The 18,946-nt window shown below is 66.6% G+C and carries 19 protein-coding genes; 7 read left to right on the top strand and 12 right to left on the bottom strand.

The window, feature by feature from the left end:
• Positions 1-562 (bottom strand): DUF3683 domain-containing protein (locus AXA74_RS11715; protein WP_155680864.1); only part of this gene is annotated, 562 nt, incomplete at its 3' end.
• Between the two features lie 112 nt (positions 563-674).
• On the bottom strand, positions 675-1,202 hold the full coding sequence (locus tag AXA74_RS11710; protein ID WP_029580038.1) for a YqaA family protein: 528 nt from the start codon (positions 1,200-1,202) through the stop codon (positions 675-677).
• 110 nt (positions 1,203-1,312) lie between these two features.
• On the opposite strand from AXA74_RS11710, the gene ilvA reads away from it, so the two are divergent.
• Entirely contained in the window at positions 1,313-2,821 is a 1,509-nt protein-coding gene (gene ilvA / locus AXA74_RS11705; RefSeq protein WP_029580037.1) for a threonine ammonia-lyase, biosynthetic, read from the top strand.
• Positions 2,822-2,983: 162 nt separating this feature from the next.
• On the opposite strand, the gene AXA74_RS11700 is transcribed toward ilvA, so the two are convergent.
• Positions 2,984-4,096, bottom strand: coding sequence for a porin (locus AXA74_RS11700; protein ID WP_029580036.1), 1,113 nt, complete (start codon positions 4,094-4,096; stop codon positions 2,984-2,986).
• A gap of 251 nt (positions 4,097-4,347) precedes the next feature.
• Entirely contained in the window at positions 4,348-4,719 is a 372-nt protein-coding gene (locus AXA74_RS11695) for a DUF4148 domain-containing protein (RefSeq protein WP_051594007.1), read from the bottom strand.
• Positions 4,720-5,033: 314 nt separating this feature from the next.
• Between AXA74_RS11695 and AXA74_RS11690 the strand changes: the two genes are divergently transcribed.
• Positions 5,034-5,924 carry a LysR family transcriptional regulator gene (locus tag AXA74_RS11690; protein WP_029580034.1) on the top strand — a complete coding sequence of 297 codons (891 nt, stop codon included), beginning with the start codon at positions 5,034-5,036 and terminating at the stop codon, positions 5,922-5,924.
• A gap of 6 nt (positions 5,925-5,930) precedes the next feature.
• On the opposite strand, the gene AXA74_RS11685 is transcribed toward AXA74_RS11690, so the two are convergent.
• The 8 genes from AXA74_RS11685 to purT all read right to left on the bottom strand — a co-directional run bounded on the left by AXA74_RS11685 (position 5,931) and on the right by purT (position 14,891).
• On the bottom strand, positions 5,931-6,479 hold the full coding sequence (locus AXA74_RS11685; RefSeq protein WP_029580033.1) for an adenine phosphoribosyltransferase: 549 nt from the start codon (positions 6,477-6,479) through the stop codon (positions 5,931-5,933).
• A 66-nt stretch (positions 6,480-6,545) separates the two neighbouring features.
• Positions 6,546-8,201, bottom strand: coding sequence for a thiol reductant ABC exporter subunit CydC (gene cydC / locus AXA74_RS11680; RefSeq protein ID WP_032958007.1), 1,656 nt, complete (start codon positions 8,199-8,201; stop codon positions 6,546-6,548).
• On the bottom strand, positions 8,198-9,940 hold the full coding sequence (gene cydD, locus AXA74_RS11675; RefSeq protein WP_032970193.1) for a thiol reductant ABC exporter subunit CydD: 1,743 nt from the start codon (positions 9,938-9,940) through the stop codon (positions 8,198-8,200). Before cydD ends, cydC begins: the two co-directional genes overlap by 4 nt.
• On the bottom strand, positions 9,937-10,062 hold the full coding sequence (gene cydX / locus AXA74_RS11670) for a cytochrome bd-I oxidase subunit CydX (protein ID WP_029580030.1): 126 nt from the start codon (positions 10,060-10,062) through the stop codon (positions 9,937-9,939). Before cydX ends, cydD begins: the two co-directional genes overlap by 4 nt.
• A gap of 15 nt (positions 10,063-10,077) precedes the next feature.
• Complete coding sequence (gene cydB, locus AXA74_RS11665) at positions 10,078-11,229, bottom strand: cytochrome d ubiquinol oxidase subunit II (RefSeq protein ID WP_029580029.1); 1,152 nt, start codon at positions 11,227-11,229, stop codon at positions 10,078-10,080.
• Between the two features lie 14 nt (positions 11,230-11,243).
• A complete protein-coding gene (locus tag AXA74_RS11660; protein WP_029580028.1) occupies positions 11,244-12,812 on the bottom strand; it encodes a cytochrome ubiquinol oxidase subunit I in 1,569 nt (522 codons plus the stop codon).
• Between the two features lie 98 nt (positions 12,813-12,910).
• Positions 12,911-13,483 carry a GbsR/MarR family transcriptional regulator gene (locus tag AXA74_RS11655; protein WP_029580027.1) on the bottom strand — a complete coding sequence of 191 codons (573 nt, stop codon included), beginning with the start codon at positions 13,481-13,483 and terminating at the stop codon, positions 12,911-12,913.
• 193 nt (positions 13,484-13,676) lie between these two features.
• A complete protein-coding gene (gene purT / locus AXA74_RS11650; protein ID WP_032979631.1) occupies positions 13,677-14,891 on the bottom strand; it encodes a formate-dependent phosphoribosylglycinamide formyltransferase in 1,215 nt (404 codons plus the stop codon).
• 120 nt (positions 14,892-15,011) lie between these two features.
• On the opposite strand from purT, the gene AXA74_RS11645 reads away from it, so the two are divergent.
• From AXA74_RS11645 to lptB, 5 genes are read left to right on the top strand one after another with little or no spacing between them, the layout of a single operon-like run.
• On the top strand, positions 15,012-15,998 hold the full coding sequence (locus AXA74_RS11645) for a KpsF/GutQ family sugar-phosphate isomerase (protein WP_032957891.1): 987 nt from the start codon (positions 15,012-15,014) through the stop codon (positions 15,996-15,998).
• Positions 15,995-16,600 (top strand): KdsC family phosphatase, encoded by a 606-nt coding sequence (locus AXA74_RS11640; RefSeq protein ID WP_029580024.1) that lies wholly within the window; start codon positions 15,995-15,997, stop codon positions 16,598-16,600. The genes AXA74_RS11645 and AXA74_RS11640 overlap by 4 nt, the downstream gene beginning before the upstream one ends.
• Positions 16,601-16,604: 4 nt before the next feature.
• Entirely contained in the window at positions 16,605-17,228 is a 624-nt protein-coding gene (gene lptC / locus AXA74_RS11635) for an LPS export ABC transporter periplasmic protein LptC (RefSeq protein ID WP_032957892.1), read from the top strand.
• Entirely contained in the window at positions 17,225-17,842 is a 618-nt protein-coding gene (gene lptA / locus AXA74_RS11630) for a lipopolysaccharide transport periplasmic protein LptA (protein ID WP_029580022.1), read from the top strand. Before lptC ends, lptA begins: the two co-directional genes overlap by 4 nt.
• A gap of 44 nt (positions 17,843-17,886) precedes the next feature.
• The gene (gene lptB, locus AXA74_RS11625) at positions 17,887-18,672 is read left to right on the top strand and encodes an LPS export ABC transporter ATP-binding protein (protein WP_029580021.1); all 786 of its coding nucleotides are present in this window, start codon (positions 17,887-17,889) and stop codon (positions 18,670-18,672) included.
• Positions 18,673-18,946 lie beyond the last annotated feature (274 nt).

Here is an 18,946-nt window from a genome sequence, read left to right as displayed (position 1 = left end):
GCCAGTCGGTCGCATCGGTAACGTGGGCCACGCGCGACAGGCCGTCGAACTTGATGTTGCCGCGCGCCGTGATCCGCCCCAGCACCTTCTGCGCCTGCTTGCGCAACTGGTCGGTCAGGTCGAACTGGGCCTCGAATTCGGCCACCGCCGCGCGCGCGCGCGCCAGCAGCTCCACCACCTTGGCGTCGCGCTGGGGGTCATGCCCCAGGGCAGCGGCCCCTTCGGGCTCGCGGCGCTTGTCGATCTCGCCGAGACGGTGATGCAGGGCCTCGACCAGCAGCTTGCGGCGCTTGGGGTTGTCCAGCAGGTCATCCTGCAGATAGGGATTGCGGCGCACCACCCAGATATCGCCCAACACCTCGTAGAGCATGCGGGCCGAACGGCCCGTGCGCCGCTCGCCGCGCAGGTCGGACAGCAGTTGCCAGGCATCCTCTCCCAATAGCCGGCCGACGATCTCACGATCGGAGAACGACGTGTAGTTATAGGGAATTTCGCGCAAACGCGCGCCGGGTGCGGGCGGTATCGCCGCAGTCAGGATTTGGCTGGCGAGGGGGGCGTTCATGGAAGCAGCTGGAAGGGGCCCTAAAAAAACATTTTAAGACATTGGCGGGCCCAGGCCGGCGAATACCCCCTGGCGCCCGGGGAATAGCCGTTCAGGAATTCGTCAGTTTGGCTCAAATGACCCAGAGCAGGCCTGCGGTCAGGATGACGTAACGGGCCAGTTTGCCCACCGCCATATAGGCAACACAGGGCCAGAAGGACAGGCGCAGCCAGCCGGCCACGGCGCATAGCGGATCGCCCACGCCCGGCAGCCAGGCCAGCAGCAGCGCGGCCGGGCCGACGCGGTGCAGCCATTGCCGCGCCCGGGCATTCCAGCGCCCGGACATCCGGCGGGCGAAACCGCCCTGCTCTTCCGGGGCGTGCGGATGCTTTTCGCGCCAGCGCTCGAAGGCCCGGTGCGCGCCCAGGCCCATCGCGTAGCTGATCACCCCGCCCAGGGTGTTGCCCAGGGTGGCGACCGCGATCGCCGGCCAGAACATATCAGGCTGCAGCTTGATGAAACCGAAGACCGCCGCCTCCGAGCCCAGCGGCAACAGGGTGGCCGAGAGCACGCAGATCAAGAAGACGGCCGGCAGGCCCACCGCCGGCAATGCCAGGGCGGCCAGCAGCCAATGCACGGAGTCGAGCAGCCATTGTTCCATGCGGCGCAGTGTAGCCCGCCGCGATGGAGGGCCCGGATGGCCGGCCCCCGGATGGCCGGCCCCCCCTGTGGTAATCTGCCCGACGCTACTTTTTATGCACCGGCTGTTCCATGTCCACTGACTATCTGAAACGCATCCTGACCTCCAAGGTCTACGACGTCGCTGTCGAATCCCCGCTCGAACCCGCTCCCCTGGTGTCGCAGCGAATTTCGAACACCGTCCTGCTCAAGCGCGAAGATACCCAGCCGGTGTTCAGCTTCAAGCTGCGCGGCGCCTATAACAAGATGGCCAACCTGCCGCCGGCCGCCCTGGCCCGCGGCGTGATCGCCGCCTCGGCCGGCAACCATGCCCAGGGCGTGGCCCTGGCCGCGCGCCGCCTGGGCTGCCGCGCCGTGATCGTCATGCCGACGACCAGCCCGCAAGTGAAGATCGACGCCGTGCGGCGCCTGGGCGGCGAAGTCGTCCTAGCCGGCGAAAGTTTCACCGATGCCTACCAGCACTCGCAGAAACTCGAGAAAGAACAGAAGCTGACCTTCGTCCATCCGTTTGACGACCCGGATGTCATCGCCGGCCAGGGCACGGTCGGCATGGAGATCCTGCGCCAGCACCCCGGTCCCATCGAAGCCGTGTTCGTGGCCATCGGCGGCGGCGGCCTGGTCGCCGGCGTGGCGGCCTATATCAAACAGCTGCGTCCCGAGATCAAGATCATCGGCGTGCAGACCGAAGACTCCGACGCCATGGTGCGCAGCGTGCGCGCCGGACGCCGCGTCACCCTGAGCGACGTCGGCCTGTTTTCCGACGGCACTGCCGTCAAGCTGGTGGGCGCCGAGACCTTCAAGCTCACCCGCCAGTACGTCGATGATTTCGTGGTGGTCAACACCGACGCCATCAGCGCGGCCATCAAGGACGTCTTCCAGGATACGCGCAGCGTGCTCGAGCCGGCCGGCGCCCTCGCCCTGGCCGGCGCCAAGCAGTATGCGGCCCAGCGCAAGCTCAAGGGCAAGACGCTGATTGCCATCACCAGCGGCGCCAACATGAATTTCGACCGCCTGCGCTTCGTGTCCGAACGCGCCGAGGTGGGCGAAATGCGCGAAGCGGTGTTCGCCGTGAGCATGCCCGAGCAGCGCGGCAGCTTCCGCCGCTTCTGCGAGCTGGTGGGCGACCGCAGCGTCACCGAGTTCAACTACCGGATATCGGATGCCGAGCAAGCCCATGTATTCGTCGGCCTGCAGGTCAGCTCGCCCGCCGAGCCCGACAAGATCGCGGCGCATTTCCGCAAGAGCGGCTTTGCCACCCTGGACCTGACGCACGACGAAATGGCCAAGACCCACCTGCGCCACATGGTGGGCGGGCGTTCTTCGCTGGCCAAGAATGAACTGCTCTACCGCTTTGAGTTTCCCGAGCGCCCGGGCGCGCTCATGCGCTTTCTCAATGCCATGAATCCCGACTGGAACATCAGCCTGTTCCACTACCGCAACCAGGGCGCGGACTATGGCCGCATCCTGATAGGCATCCAGGTGCCGCCCTCGGACAAAAAACAATTCAAGACGTTTATTGCCGAGCTGGGCTACCCGCACTGGAACGAGACCGAAAACCCCGCCTACAAGCTCTTCCTGTAAGCCCCGCGGCCTTGCCGGGATAAAAAAAGGGCCTCCCTGACGGGAGGCCCTGCTTCTTCGCGTCAAAGACGTCCGGCCGCAAACTTGGGGTTCGTGTCACTCACGGTCTACGGAGATAGGCACCGCGAATTCCTTCAACTTGATGCCGGACGCCTGCAACGCTTAGAACCGGTGACGGATACCGACCGCGACCGCCGTATCCTTGGCATCGCGCTGGAAGGCGTAGTTGTCGGCGTACGAAGCGTAGGCGTACAGGTTGGTGCGCTTGCTCAGGTCATAGGTGTAACCCAGGCTGTACACGTTGAACGTGGCGTCGTCGCCCGTCAGGTTGTCGTTGTTCGGGGTGGCGCGCTGCCAGGAACCGAACACGGCATGACGGCCCAGGGGCACGGTCGCACCGATCATGTAGGAATTGGCGCGGAAGCCGTCGGCGCCACGGAAGGAACCGAACTTCTGCATGCCGGTCGGGGTCGTGCCCATATCCTGGCCAACGAACCAGCCGTCGCGGGTCTGGCCGAAAGCGGCAGCCAGCTTGACCACTTCGAAGTCATACGAAGCGCCGATGGCATAAGCCTGGACCGAGTCCGTGTCCTTGCCGCCGGTGATGTTGTTGCTGACGTTCATGCGGTCATAGACCAGCGCCACGTTCAGGGGGCCGTTCAGGTACTGCAGGCCGGTCGTCAGGACGCGGTTGTTGTCGTTGGTCTGGAAGCCCTTGCGACCATCGGTGTCTTGCGTGTCGTCCGCGTTGAAGGCGTAGCCGATGCCAAACTTGAAGCCGCTGAAGCTCGGGGTTTGGTACAGGACCATGTTGTCCAGGCGCATCGTGTTCGCGGAGCTGAACGTCGTACCCAGGTTGGCGGTGTTGTAGCTGATCGAGAAAGGATCGATCGAGCCCAGGAACTTCGACGCCATATTGGTCTGGCGGCCGAATTCCAGACGGCCCCAGCTGTCGCTGTCCAGGCCCACCGTGGCTTGACGGCCGAACAGGCGGCCATTTTGCAGCGAGTTGCCGTTCAGGGGACCGAAACCGGCTTCCAGGTTGAACACGGCGCGCAGGCCGTCACCCAGGTCTTCCACACCGCGCATACCGAAGCGCGAACCGCTGCTCACGCCCTGGACGGCGCCGAAGCGGCTCTGCTTCTCGCCCTTGAATTTCACTTGCTCGTAACCGATACCGGCGTCGATCAAACCATACAGCGTGACCGAGTCAGCCGCTTGCGCCGCGCCAGCGAAACCGGCCAGCAGCGCCACAGCCAATAGCGTCTTTTTCATGATGAGTTCCCATTGCGGAAGGACTTGAAAAGGCTTGCGCGCGCTACGCTCACTGCGTCTACCCCGCTGCTTTCGGCAGCCAGAGGCGGCGCGCACAATGAAAGTTTCAGTCGTGTAACGATCAGGAGTAACCCTTATTTCGGAGAACACCTTTCCATCAATGAAAATATAAAGACCCTAATGTCGTATTTGGACCATATCTGGAATAGCGCTTTCTCGCCCATCTCCCAGGGAAGCCCGGGTGGAAGCGGTCATTTCAGCCCCGGTCCGAGCGCCTCCTTTCCCCCGGCTGGCGGGTAGTCCAATTCGCCGAAAGTTACTTTCCCCTCATCCCTGGCCTGTTGTAATTCCGCCGCAATCTGGGCCCGCGTCTTGCCCGCGGCGGGCGCGGCGGCGGGCGGATAGTCCAATTCACCCTGCGGGATCCGCCCCTGCGCCTGGCGCTCCCGCTCAACGGCGGCCCGCGTCTTGGGGCTGCCCGGGGGCGGGACAGGGGGGTAGTCGAGCTCGCCAAAGCCGATCTGTCCGGCCGCCTTTGCAGCCAGGCGCTCGGCGCGCACCTGCTCGCGCGTTTTGGGCGCGGACGGGCCGGCGCCGGCGGGGGGCGGTGGATTCGTGGCCATAGACATCGTGGCGGGCGCTCGCATGGGAGATGACTGATCGTATTGCCGCCGCCGCCTCCAGGCAACGAAAGCGGAAACGGCGCGCATCCGCAGTATGCTGCGCGGCGTGATCAGTAAAAACCCTTAATTTGAGTATCATCTTTCCACCAATGGGATCAACTCTCCATTCATGGAAAAATCTCTTCCGTTCATAGAACAAAAAAACAGCGGTTCAGCTCGCTGAAAGCACCGCCTGGAAAGCAGATTTCCAATTGCGCAATAATCAGGGCACGTATCATAGGCGCGCCAGCAGACATACCCGGGACGATTGATTTATGGATATCCAGCTCAACGACATCGCCTTGTTCGTCGAAGTCGCCAAGCGCAAGAACTTCAGCCACGCGGCCGAAGCCTTGGGTATCCCCACGTCCACCCTGTCGCGCCGCGTCAGCGAGCTGGAGCGCAGCATCGGCATGAAGCTGCTCAACCGCAGCACGCGCCGCATCGATCTCACCGAGGCCGGCGCGGTGTACTTCGAGCGCTGCCGGCACATCGTGGAGGAGGCCCGCGTAGCCCACGAGCAGCTGCAAGACATGGCCGCCCAGCCCAAGGGCCGGCTGCGCATCTCCATGCCCACCAGCCTGGCGCAGCTCTTCCTGCCCATCGTGATCCGCGATTTCCGCGAACAGTATCCGGACATCGAATGCGATTTCGACCTGAGCATGCGGCCCATCGATCCCATCAGCAACCCTTTCGACCTGGTGCTGCGCTTCGGGCCGCAGCCCGACTCCAGCCTCATCGCCAAGCAGATCGTGCTGATGACGCAGCAGCTCTATGCCTCGCCGCAGTATCTGGAGCAGCACGGCGAGCCGCGCGTGCCTTCAGACCTCGGGCATCACGAATGCCTGCGCCCGGCCATGAACGAAGCTTTCTCCTACTGGGTGCTGCACTCGGGCGAGAAGGTCGAGCGCGTCCAGGTGACCGGCAGGCTGGCCGCCAACAACGTGGGCATGCTGGGCCGCCTGGCCAGCCAAGGCATGGGCATCACTCCGCTGCTGGTGTTCGACGCCATGGAGCGCGCCATTTCGCAAAGCGGGCTGGTGCGGGTGCTGCCGCAATGGAGCCTCACGCCCATGCCCTTGTTCGCCCTGCTGCCCTCGCGGCGCATCCCCGCGAAGACCCGGGCCTTCCTGGATTTCATCCAGCCCCGTCTCACGGACGCCTGAGCGGGGCTAGTCTCCCTGTGAAAACTGGCAGACCGTATAGAGCGGCGTGCCGGTCTCGGCGATATGCTGCGAGCCGCCCAGATAGGGCAGGTCGATGACGGCGGCCGCCTCGACCACGTTGGCGCCCAGGCGCTGCAACAGCTTGATGGCCGCGACCATGGTGCCGCCGGTGGCGATCAAGTCATCGATCAACACCACGCGCTGCCCGGTGCGCACCGCATCGGTGTGCATCTCGACCGTGGCATTGCCATACTCCAGCGAATATTCTTCGGCCACGGTGCGATAAGGCAGCTTGCCTTTTTTGCGCACCGGAACGAAGCCAAGATTCAGCTCATAGGCCAGCACGCTGCCCAGGATGAAGCCGCGCGCGTCCACGCCCGCCACGAGATCCAGGCGCTGGCGCATATAACGGTAGACGAAGAGATCGATGAGGGCGCGAAAGGTGCGCGGATCCTGCAGCACCGGCGTGATGTCGCGAAAGACGACCCCGGGGGCAGGCCAATCGGGGACGCTGCGTATGGTGCGCCGGATGAGTTCGGCGTAATCGGTCTGCATGATGGAAACTCCCCGGTTTGAAGCAAGGCGAACTATAACCGCGCCCGGCCCCCGAAGCCAGGGTGCTCAGCCCAGGCGCCCGCCATCGAGCGCCAGGATGCGGTGCACCGCGCCTTCGGGCAGGCGCGCATGCGTGGCCAGCACCACCGCCCTTTCGCCGCAGGCTTGCGCCAGGTCGGCCAGAAAGGCTTCCTCATTGGGACGATCCAGTCCCGCGGTCGGTTCATCCAGCAGGATGATGCCGGCCTGCGACAGCAGCACCCGGGCCAGGCACAACCGCCTCGCCTGGCCGGCCGACAGGCCGGCGCCGCCCTCGCCCACCCAGGTATCCAGCCCCTGCGGCAAGCCGCGCGCGAACTCCGCCAGGCGGGCCGATTCCAGCGCCCGCCACAGCGCCGCCTCGTCGGCCTCGGGCGCGCCGATCAACAGATTGCTGCGCAGACTGCCCAGGAAGACCGGAGAATCCTGGGACAAGAGCGCGATACGCCGATGGACCTCGGCCTGGGCGGCGTGGCGCAGATCGCAGCCGCCCAGTGTCACGGCGCCGGCCTGCGGGTCCTCCAGCCGCAGCAGCAGATGCAGCAAGGTGGACTTGCCCGCGCCGCTGGACCCGACGATGGCCACGCGCTCGCCCGGCGCCAGGACGAAGTCCACACCGTCGAGCACCGGCAGATCGCGGCCGGGATAGGCAAAGCGCAGGCCCTGCGCCCGCAACTCGCCATCCGCCGGCAGGGGACGGGGCAGTCCGGGATCGCGCAGATCCGGTTCGGCGCGCGTGAGCTCGCCGATGCGCCGCGCCGCGGCGCGCGCCGCCCCCAGCCGCGACACCCCGCGCATGATGGGTCCGGCCACTTCGAATATGCCCAGCGTGGCCAGCAGCAGGCCCGCCAGCAGCGGACCGGAGATCTCCCCCTCGGCCAATGCCGGCAGGCCGAACCAGAGCACAGCCACCACCGCCGCCCCCGCGGCCGCCTGGACCAGCCAGAGGCCGTGGGCGGCCAGCCGCGCCTGGGCACGCCGCGCCTGCTGCATCTGCCGGCAGGCCGCGGCGAAATGCGCGCGCGCCTGGGGTTGCGCATGCAGGGCGGCGATGTCCACGTGGCCCTCGACCGCTTCCAGCACCGCATGCCGCAAGGCGCCCGCGCTGGCCTGGGCCAGGTCTCCGGGCCGGCGCGCCGCCCTGCCCAGCCACCAGGGCACCAGCACACTGGCCACCAGCAAGGCGGCGGCCACGGCCAGCCCCGCGGCGGGCAAGTGGTAGCCCAGCACCAGGCAGAAAATGGCGCCGCCCGCCAGGGCGGTCGCCACCGGCATGATGACAAACAGGAAGACCGTGTCCAGCGCGTCCACATCGCCTGTCAGGCGCGCCACCAGATCGCCGGCGCGATAGCGCGCCAGCTGGCGCGGCGTCAGGCGCACGAGGGCGCGGAACACCGCGGCGCGCAGATCGGACAGCAGGCGCAAGGTGGCGGCATGGCCGACCAGCCGTTCGGCATAGCGCGAGGCGATCCGCACAAAGGACAGCCCCCGCACCAGCGATGAGGGAACGAAAAGGTTGAAGGCCGCCCCCGCGCCCGCCAGCGCCGCGCCGGTCAGGAACCAGCCCGATACGCCCAGCAGGCCCACGCCGGCGGCCACGGTCAGCAAGGCCAGGGCCAGTGCGCCGGCCAGGCCGCCGCGCCGGCGCGCATACAGCGTCTTCAACAAGCCCCACATGGTCAGCAAGACTCCAGATGGCCATGGGCCAGATGCCAGCGGCGCGGCAGGCGCCGCGCGACCTCGGCGGAATGCGTGGCCAGGATCAGGCTGCGCCCTTGCGCGAAGGCCAGGATGTCATCGAGCACCCGGGCCTGCGTACCCTCGTCCAGGTGCGCGGTCGGCTCGTCCAGGAGGATGAGGGCGGGATCGCGCAGGAACAGGCGCGCCAGCGCCAGGCGCTGCGCCTGGCCGCCGGACAGGCCCTGGCCCCGGCCATCCAGCCAGGTGCGCAGGCCTTCGGGCCAGGCCTGGGTGAACGCCAGCACACAGGCGCGGCGCGCCGCTTCGTGGACGGCGGCATCATCGGCATCGGGCCGCGCCAGACGGATGTTGTCGGCCAACGTGCCGGCGTGCAAATAAGGCCGCTGGCCGATGTAGGCCACCCGCTCGCGCAACGCCGCCTCGTCCCAGTCGGCCAGGGGCCGGCCATCCAGCCACAACCCGCCTTCGGCGGCCGGGCCCAGTCGGGCCAGCACCTGCAACAGGCTCGATTTGCCCGCGCCGCTCTCGCCCATCAGCGCGATATGCTCGCCTGGCTTGAGCTCCAGGTCCACGCCGTCGAGCACCGCCCGCGGGCGCCCCGGCAGGACCAGCGTAAGGCGGCGGGCACTCAGGCCGGCCGCCCGGGGCTCGGCCCGCGGGGCCGGCTCCGGCGGCTGGGGCAGCGCCTCCTCGGACAGGTCGCCGAACAGGCTGTGCAGCTGGTGCACGGCCGCGCGCGCGGTGCCCCGGTCGTGATAGTGCGCGGCGAACTGGCGCAGCGGCGCATAGACCTCCGGCGCCATCAGGAGGCAGAAAAAGCCCGCCTGCAGCGTCAGGGGCGTAAAGCGGATGTCGATATAGCCCAGATAGGTCAGGCCGATGTAGACCGCCACGCCGGCCACGCCCAGCGCGGCGAAAAACTCCAGCACGGCGGAAGACAGAAAGGCAATGCGCAGCACTGACAGCGTGCGCCGCCGCAAGGCTTCGCTGGCCTGGACCACGGTCTGGCCCTCGGCTTCGGCGCGGCCGAAAAGCTTGAGGGTGGCCAGCCCGCGCAGGCGGTCGGCAAAAAATCCGGACAAGCGCCCGAAGGCCTGCAAGTGCCGGCGGCTGGCCGCCTCGGCGCCCCAGCCCACCAGGGCCATGAACAGGGGAATCAGCGGCGCGGTCACCAGCAACAGCAGGCCGGACACCACATCGAAGGGCAGCACGATGACCGAAAAGGCGACCGGCAGGATGGCCGCCGCGCCCATGGCCGGCAGATACTTGGCGAAAAAGCCGTCCAGGGCCTCCACCTGTTCGATCATGGCGCTGGCGAGCTCGCCGGAGGCCTGCCCGCGCGACCATTGCGGCCCGCGGGCCAGGAGACGCGCGAACAGGGCTTCGCGCACCTGGCGCTTGATGGATTCGGCCGCGCTGGCGCCGGCGCGCTCGCCCACCCAGCCCAGGCAAGCGCGCAACAGGATCAGCAGCGCAATGAACGCGATGGGCTTGAGCAGCTCGGCGCGCGGCGCCTGGGCCACGATGGCCTCATGCAGCACGTGCGCCAGGAGCCAGGCCTGCGCCACCAGCAGCGCCCCCGAAAGCAGGGGCGCCGCGGCGGCCAGGCCGATGGCCCGGCCCGCGAGCCGGGTTCGTGACATCAGCCAGCGCGATTGCTCGCGCGGCAACTTCAGCAGCACGCCCGAGGGGTCGTGCTCCACACTGGAAGGACCGCTCACTCGTCTGCCGGCTGTCTGAACGGATCGTGGGCATGGCCCTCGCGCAGCTCAAACCACATCGCATTGAGGATGGCGAAGGCGCAGGCCAGGCCCAGGCCGAGAATCCACGAGAAATACCACATGACCGGGCTCCTTGATCAGTAAGAGTTGGGCGTGCCGCCGATCGTTTCGTGCGTGACCTTGCCGCGCATCACGCGATATACCCAGGAGGTGTAGATCGTGACGATAGGCAGGAAGATGATCACGGCGATGACCATGATCCACAGGGTCAGGTGGCTGGACGAGGCGTCCCAGATCGTCAGGCCGGCCTGCGGATTGACCGAAGACGGCATGATGAAGGGAAAGAGCGCAAACCCGACGGTCAGGATGATGCCGGTGATGGCCAGCGAGGACGTGATGAAGGACAGCACGTTGGCGCGCATGGCCAACAGCGCGATGGTCAAGAGCGCGCCGGCCACGCCCAGCACCGGCCCGATCCAGAACAGCGGCCACTTGGCGAAGTTGCCCAGCCAGGCGCCCTGCGCCACCGCCACGGTCTTGAGCATGGGGTTGGACGGGCCGTTGGGATCGACGACGCTGGTGATGACCTGGCCGTCGAGCCTGGCCACCCAGAAGCCGGCCGCCACGAACAGCGCCGCCGTCAGCAGGGCCGTGAGCTGGCCGATGCGGCGGGCGCGCCCGGAAACCGGATCATCGGTGCGCCAGGCCAGCAGCACCGCGCCATGCATGACGAGCATGAGCACGCTGATCACGCCGGCCAGCAAGGCAAAGGGCGTAAAGAGCTGGAAGAAATGCCCTTCCCAGCTGGGACGCAGCGTCACGGCGTCGAAGTTCTGCGGCACGCCGAGGATGACATTGCCCATGGCCACGCCGAACACCAGCGACGCCACCACGCCCGAAAAACACAGCACGTAGTCCCAGTTGTTGCGCCAGCGCGGGCTCTCCATCTTGCTGCGGTACTTGAACGCCACCGGCCGCAGGATGAGCGCCAGCAGCAATAGCAGCATCGCCAGGTAAAAGCCCGAGAACGAGGCCGCATAGAGCACTGGCCAGGCCGCGAAAATGGCGCCGCCCGCGGTAATGAGCCAGACCTGGTTGCCTTCCCAGACCGGCCCCACCACATTGATCGCGATACGGCGCTCGGCGTCCGTCCTGGCCACCACCGGCAGGAGCGCGGCCACGCCCAGATCGAAGCCGTCCATCACGGCAAAGCCGATCAGCAGCGCGCCGAGCAGCACCCACCAGATCACGCGCAGCGTGTCCAGGTCAAAGGGAATCAGGGTTTCCATATGCGTTCTCCGGCTCAGGCGTCGAGGGCGGCGTTGACCGCCCGGCTCGTCGGAATCAGGGGCTTGTCGGACTTGGGACCTGCCTTGATGGCATGCGTCATGACCTTGATGCCAATGATGAGCAGCACCGTATAGAGCACGATGAAGACCGTCAGGCTGATCGCCAGATCCAGCATGGTCAGGCCCGAAGCCGCGTAATAGGTCGGCAGCACGCCTTCGATCACCCAGGGCTGGCGGCCATACTCGGCCACGAACCAGCCGCATTCGATGGCCAGCCAGGGCAGCGGCAGGCTCCAGAAGGCGATCTTGAGCAGGCGCGGATAGGTATCGAGCCGGCCGCGCGTGGACAGCCAGAAGGCCACGGCGAAGAAGATGATGAAGTAAAAGCCCAGCGCCACCATGATGCGGAAGGTCCAGAACAGCGGCGTGACCGAGGGGATGGTGTCCAGCGCCGCCTGGTGGATGTCGGCGTCGGTCACCTTGCTCAGGTCGGGCTGGTAGCGCTTGACCAGCAGGGCATAACCAAGATCCTGCCAAGTGCGGTCGAACGTCATGCGCGCCTCGGTGTCCTTCGGGTTGGCGCGGATGCGCTCCAGCGCCGCGTTGGCCACCATGCCCTCGCGGATGCGCGACTCGGCGCGTCGCACCAGGTCATCGATGCCCAATAGCGGCGTGGTCAGCGAACGGGTGCCGATCAGGCCCATCACATAGGGAATCGAAATCGCGAAATCATTCTTGCGTTCGGCCTGATTCGGCCAGGCGATCAGATTGAAGTCGGCCGGCGCGGGTTCGGTATGCCACATCGCCTCGATGGCCGCGATCTTCATCTTCTGGTGTTCCGTGGTGAGGTAGCCGCTTTCATCGCCCAGCACGACGACCGACAGGGCCGAGGCCAGGCCGAAGCTGGCGGCCACCGCCATGGAACGCTTGGCCAGGTCGATGTGACGGCCGCGCAGCAAATACCAGGCGCTGATGGCCATCACGAACATGGCGCCACAGACGTAGCCGGCGCTGACCGTGTGCACGAACTTGGCCTGCGCCACCGGGTTGAACAGCACCGCGGCGAAGTCGGTCATCTCCATGCGCATGGTGTCGGGATTGAAGATCGCGCCCACGGGGTTCTGCATCCAGCCGTTGGCGATGAGAATCCACAGCGCGGAAAGATTGGTGCCGAAAGCCACCAGCCAGGTGACGATCAGGTGCGACACCTTGGACATGCGGTTCCAGCCGAAGAAGAACAAGCCGACGAAGGTGGCCTCCAGGAAGAAAGCCATCAGGCCTTCCAGGGCCAGCGGCGCCCCGAAGATATCGCCCACGTAGTGGCTGTAGTAGGACCAGTTCATGCCGAACTGGAACTCCATCACCACCCCGGTGGCCACGCCCAGGGCGAAGTTGATGCCGAACAGCGTGCCCCAGAACATGGTCATGCGCTTCCAGATCTGGCGTCCGGTCATCACGTAGACGCTTTCCATGATGGCGATCAGGAAAGACAGCCCGAGCGTGAGCGGGACGAAAAGGAAGTGATAGAGGGCAGTCGCCGCAAATTGAAAACGCGACAAATTGACGACGTCGAGGTCAATCATGAGTACGCTCCCAAACAGGCGAGAGGCCGGTGCAACCGACATGGCCTTCCGGCACGCTCGTGCGCCATGATACGGCCCTTGAATACAACTTCATAGACTTATTCCCGAATGCTCGCGGGCGAGCCCTTGTCCCGGCCGCGCAACTTACCGGCAAAATCCAACACCTTCTGGACCTTGGACCCCAGGCGCATCAGGTTCTGCAGGGTCTCGGCGGGCAGGCGTTGCACCTCATCGAACCAGCCGGTAGACAGCTCGATGAGTTCCAGCATCTCGTGCATGCGCTGTTGCGCGTAGATTTCGCTCTCGTCGGACGGACGCGCCAGCAGCGTGTCCCGCAAGAGCGTCAGGGTGGGGTCGATTTCGCGTTTGCGCTTCTCTTCCATGAGGATGCGGAAGATCTCCCAGACATCCTTGGGCGTCTCGAAGTAGTCGCGCCGGTCGCCGACCTGGTGGATCAGTTTCACCAGGCGCCAGGACTGCAGCTCCTTCAGGCCCATGCTCACGTTGGAGCGCGAGAACCCCAGCGATTCGGCGATGTCGTCGGCGTGCAGGGGCCGCGGCGACAGGAACAACAGGGCGTACATCTGGCCGACGGTGCGATTGACGCCCCAGCGGCTGCCCATTTCGCCGAAATGCAACACGAAACGCTCGATCTGGGGGGAAAGTGCCACGGACAACCTTTGTTACTTCGATTTCAGGAATTTCTGAAATTATCGAAGCGACTGGCACAAAAGGCAAGCCCCGCCGCGCGCCAGTTCACTCGGCCGCCATTGTGGGGCGCGGAGGGGGCAAAAAGACAAACGGCCGGTTTGCTCCTTTGATCTGGAGCAAACCGGCCGTCAATGACGCATGACGCGGGCTACATCAGCCTGCCTTGACCGACACCGCCGCCGATACCCGCCTGGCCTTTTCGCGCGCGGCCTCGGGCGTATCGGCCACCGCCAGGCCCACGCCCATGCGGCGCTTGACGAAGGCCTCGGGCTTGCCGAACAGGCGCACATCGGTGCCCGGCTCGGCCAGCGCCTCGGCCACGCCATGGAACGTAACGCCCCGGCCCTCCAGGCCGCCATAGATGACGCAGCTCGCGCCCGGCTGGCGCAGGGTGGTGTCCACCGGCAGGCCCAGCAGGGCGCGCGCGTGCAGCTCGAATTCGTTCTGGGCCTGGGTGATCATCGTCACCATGCCGGTATCGTGTGGACGCGGGCTGACCTCGGAGAACCAGACTTCGTCGCCCGCGACGAAGAGCTCGACGCCGAAAATCCCCAGGCCGCCCAGGTTGCCGGTCACGCCCAGGGCGATTTCCTGGGCGCGCTCCAGCGCCTTGGCCGACATGGGATGCGGCTGCCAGCTCTCGACATAGTCGCCATCGACCTGCTTGTGGCCGATGGGTTGACAGAAGCGGGTCTCGATCCGGCCGCCGGCCCCGCGCGCGCGCACGGTCAGCAGCGTGATCTCGTAGTCGAAATCGATGAAGCCTTCGACGATGGCCCGTCCGCCGCCCACGCGGCCGCCCTCCTGGGCATAGCGCCAGGCCGCCTCGACGCCGGCCTCGCCGCGGATGACGGACTGGCCCTTGCCGGAAGAGGACATGACGGGCTTGATGACGCAGGGATAGCCGATGGCGCCGATGGCCTCGCGCAGTTCGTCCAGCGTGTCGACGAAACGGTAGGGCGAGGTGGGCAGGCCCAGGGTTTCGGCGGCCAGGCGGCGAATGCCCTCGCGGTTCATGGTCAGGCGGGCGGCGCGGGCGGTGGGCGTGACGCGCGCCACGCCGGCCGCCTCCAGCTCGACCAGCAGATCAGTGGCGATGGCCTCGATCTCGGGCACGATGATGTGCGGGCGCTCCAGGTTGATCACGGCGCGCAGGGCGGCGGGATCCGTCATGGACACCACATGGGCGCGGTGGGCCACCTGGTGGCCGGGCGCATCCGCGTAGCGGTCCACGGCGATGACTTCGGCGCCCAGGCGCTGCAGGGCGATGATGACTTCCTTGCCCAGCTCGCCGGAGCCGAGCAGCATGACACGGGTGGCCGAGGGGGACAGGGGGGTGCCGAGCACCGGGGCGGGAAAGGTGGACATGAAGAGAGCGACCTGGGGCGGGAAAAAGACAGCGGGCGGCCAAGCGCCACCCGGACCGCCAGAATGCCATAGGCCCGCCCCTGGCGGCAAATGCGCCGGCCTCTCGTTTAAAATCCCCCCATGACGAACCATGTCCCCACTTCCGCCGACGCCCTGGCCTCGGCCCGCCGCAGTTTGCAGATCGAAGCCCAGGCCATCCTGGACCTGGCAGCGCGCCTGGACGGCAGTTTCACCCGCGCGGTGGACATGCTGCTGGCCTGCCGGGGCCGCGTGGTCGTCAGCGGCCTGGGCAAGACCGGCCATATCGCGCGCAAGATCGCGGCCACCCTGGCCTCGACCGGCACCCCCGCTTTCTTCATGCATGCCGCCGAGGCGGCCCACGGCGACCTGGGCATGCTGACCGGCCAGGACGTGCTGGTGGCCCTCTCCTATTCCGGCTCGGGCCAGGAACTGCTCACCATCCTGCCGGTGGCGCGCCGCCTGGGCGCCGGCGTCATCGCCATGACCGGCAACCCGGCCTCCGAGTTGGCCCAGCTGGCCGATGTGCACCTGGACGCCAGCGTGGCCCAGGAAGCCTGCCCGCTGAATCTCGCGCCCACCGCCAGCACGACGGCCTCGCTGGCCTTGGGCGATGCCCTGGCCGTGGCCTGTCTGGAGGCCCGGGGTTTCGGGCCGGACGATTTCGCCCGCTCCCATCCGGGCGGCGCGCTGGGCCGCCGCCTGCTCACCCACGTGCGCGACGTGATGCGCCAGGGGCCGGCGCTGCCCACCGTGACCGGCGCCGACCCGCTGTCCCGCGCCCTCGAAGAAATGTCCGCCAAGGGCATGGGCATGACCGTCGTGGTGGACGACAAATTCCATCCGGTCGGCATCTTCACCGACGGCGACCTGCGCCGCCTGATCGAACGCAAAGGCGACTTGCGCGGCCTGACGGTGGCCGAAGGCATGACGCGCAATCCCCGCAACATCGACCCCGATGCGCTGGCCGCCGAAGCCGCGCGCATCATGGACGAAAAACGCCTGAGCCAGATGCTGGTCATCGACGATGACGGCGTGCTGATCGGCGCCCTCCACATGCACGATTTGATGGCTGCGAAAGTAGTATGACGATGCCTTCCCGACTGCCCCATCCCGCCGACGCCCTGGTGCTCGCCCGCATCCCGGCCCCGGTCCGCGAACGTGCCATGGCGGTGCGCCTCATGGTGTTCGACGTCGACGGCGTCCTGACCGACGGCAGCCTCTACTTCGGCGAGCACGGCGAGATGTTCAAGCGCTTCAATGCCCTGGACGGCCATGGCCTGCGCCTGCTCATGGAAGGCGGCTTCAAGGTGGCCCTCATGACCGGCCGCTCCGGCCCCGTGGTCGCCCGCCGGGCGGCCGAACTGGGGATTTCCGAGGTCCTGCAGGGCGTGCGCGACAAAGGCGCCGCCCTGGCTGAACTTGCCCAGCGCCAGGGTGTCCAACTGGACCAGACCGGGTATATGGGTGACGACATCATCGACCTGCCCGCCATGCAGCGCGCCGGTTTCGCGGCCAGCGTGAGCAATGCCCCCGGCTATGTCGCGCAGGCCGCCCACTGGGTCTCCACGCAGCCCGGCGGCAGCGGCGCGGTGCGCGAATGCTGCGACCTGCTCCTGGCCGCCCAGGGCCGCCTGGGCGCCTTCCTGACCTCGCCCACGGTGCTGACGGGCCCCGGCGCCATTCAATAAACCCATGAAAGACCGTTTCCCCGCGCTGATCGCCCTGTTCCTGCTGGCCTGCCTGGTGGTGGGGACCTGGTGGGCGGCCGATTACGCGCAGCGGGCCATTCCGATCGATCCGCCGCGCCGCATCACCCACGAAAAAGACGCCTGGTCGCGCAATTTCGTGATGCTGCGCACCGATCCGCAGGGCAAACCCATCAACCGCATGGAAGGCGTCTATGGCGAGCATTTCCCCGATGACGACTCCTACCATGTGACGTCCCCCCGCGCCATCGGCCAGCGCGCCGACAATCCGATCACCGTCGGCGTGTCCAAGACGGCCATCATGGAACAGGGCGGCAAGCGCGTCGTCATGAACGGCGATGCCCATGTGCACCGCAATCCCGACGCCAACAATGACGCCCTGGACGTGCGCAGCCAGCAGCTCATCCTCCTGCCCGACGAAGACCTGGTCTTCACCGACCTGCCGGCGCAGGTCATCAAGGGTAATTCGCGCATGAACGGCACCGGAATGCGTTACAACAACAAGACGCGGCAGCTGGAGGTGCATTCCTCGACCGACGTCGAGATCGCTGGCGGCGAAGGCCGCAAGCAGCCCCCCGCGCCCGCCAACACCCATCAGAACAAGCCATGACCCACACTTCCTTCGCGCACCGCCTGATCGGCTCTCTGCTGCTGGCCGCGGCCCTGTGTGCCCCCGTGCTGGCCCAGCAGGCCGCGCAAGGCGGCAAGCCCGAAGAGCCCAGCACGCTCATCCTCTCGGACTCGCTGCACTACGACGACATCAAGCGCCAGAGCGTGTTCACCGGCAACGTCGCCCTCACCCGCGGCCTGATGACCCTGAACGCCGACAAGCTCGAAGTCCACGAGGACGCGCAGGGCAACCAGTACGGCACGGCGACGGCCAACAAGGGCAAGCTGGTGCGCATCCGCCAGGAGCGCCCCGAGAACTTCGAGGTGATCGAGGGCGAGGGCCTGCGCGCCGAGTACGACGGCACCAAGAGCCAGTTCGACCTGATCGGCCAGGCCGTGGTCACCCGCTTTATCTGCGGCAAGCCGTTTGACACCATCCGCGGCGACCGCGTGCGCTACAACGAAAAGACCGGCACCTACCAGGCCGAAGGCGGTCCCAACTCCTCCGCGCCGGGCGGGCGCGTGCGCTCCTTCTCGCCGCCGCGCGCCAAGGCCGATGCCGCCATCGCCGAATGCCGCGCGAGCAAGAAGGCCCCTGCTCCCGCGAAGAAGTAAGGCCGCCCTGGCCCTTGTTGCACACAGGACTCCGCTTCCGATCCATGACGCCCTCTATCCCCTCCACCAGCACGCTGTCCTCTCTGCAACAGGGCAATCTGCGCGCCACCGGGCTGCGCAAGACGTATAACGGCCGCGCGGTCGTCCAGGACGTCTCCCTGTCCGTCGAAAGCGGCGAAGTCGTGGGCCTGCTCGGCCCCAACGGCGCGGGCAAGACGACCAGCTTCTACATGATCGTAGGCCTGGTGCCCGCCGACGCCGGCCGCATCGAGATCGACGGCAGCGAAATCACCTCCATGCCCATCCACAAGCGCGCCCGCATGGGGCTGTCCTACCTGCCCCAGGACGCCTCGGTGTTCCGTCGCCTGACCGTCGAGCAGAACATCCGCGCCGTGCTGGAGCTGCAGGTCGACGAACAGGGCAAGACGCTGTCGGCCGCCAAGATCAAGGACAGCCTCGAGTCCCTGCTCGAAGAGCTCCAGATCGGCCATATCCGCAGCAACACCGCCATCTCGCTGTCCGGCGGCGAACGCCGCCGGGTGGAAATCGCGCGCGCCCTGGCCACCAATCCGCGCTTCATCCTGCTGGACGAGCCTTTCGCCGGCGTGGATCCCATCGCCGTGATCGAAATCCAGCGCATCGTGCGCTTCCTGAAAAGCCGCGGCATCGGCGTGCTGATCACCGATCACAATGTGCGCGAAACCCTCGGGATCTGCGACCGCGCCTACATCATCAGCGAAGGCAAGGTGCTCACCGATGGCCATCCCGACGAAATCGTCGGCGATCCGGCCGTGCGCCGCGTCTACCTGGGCGAACACTTCCGCATGTAAGCGCCTTCCGCCCCGCCCGCCCCCCGTTGCCCTGGCGCAACGGGTTTTTTTTGCCCGGCCGGCAACACCGTTTCGGGGTCGTTGTCACCCCCGGGAAGATCCCTAGCCGGGGGTCATGAAACCCCGCGTTTTTATGCGCTAGGTCAACTTGAATTCGGGTGGGGAGTCTATACACTAGTACTCAAGAGCTCGCGTTTTTTCACGACGCTTTTTCGAGAAGGAGGATGCGTAACGTTACACATCGCGCACTAGGCGCACTTGTTTATCCCATCTC

Source organism: Bordetella hinzii LMG 13501 (genome assembly GCF_001548475.1).
In the GTDB taxonomy this organism is placed as follows: domain Bacteria; phylum Pseudomonadota; class Gammaproteobacteria; order Burkholderiales; family Burkholderiaceae_B; genus Bordetella; species Bordetella hinzii.
This window is presented reverse-complemented; position numbering and strand designations above follow the sequence as displayed.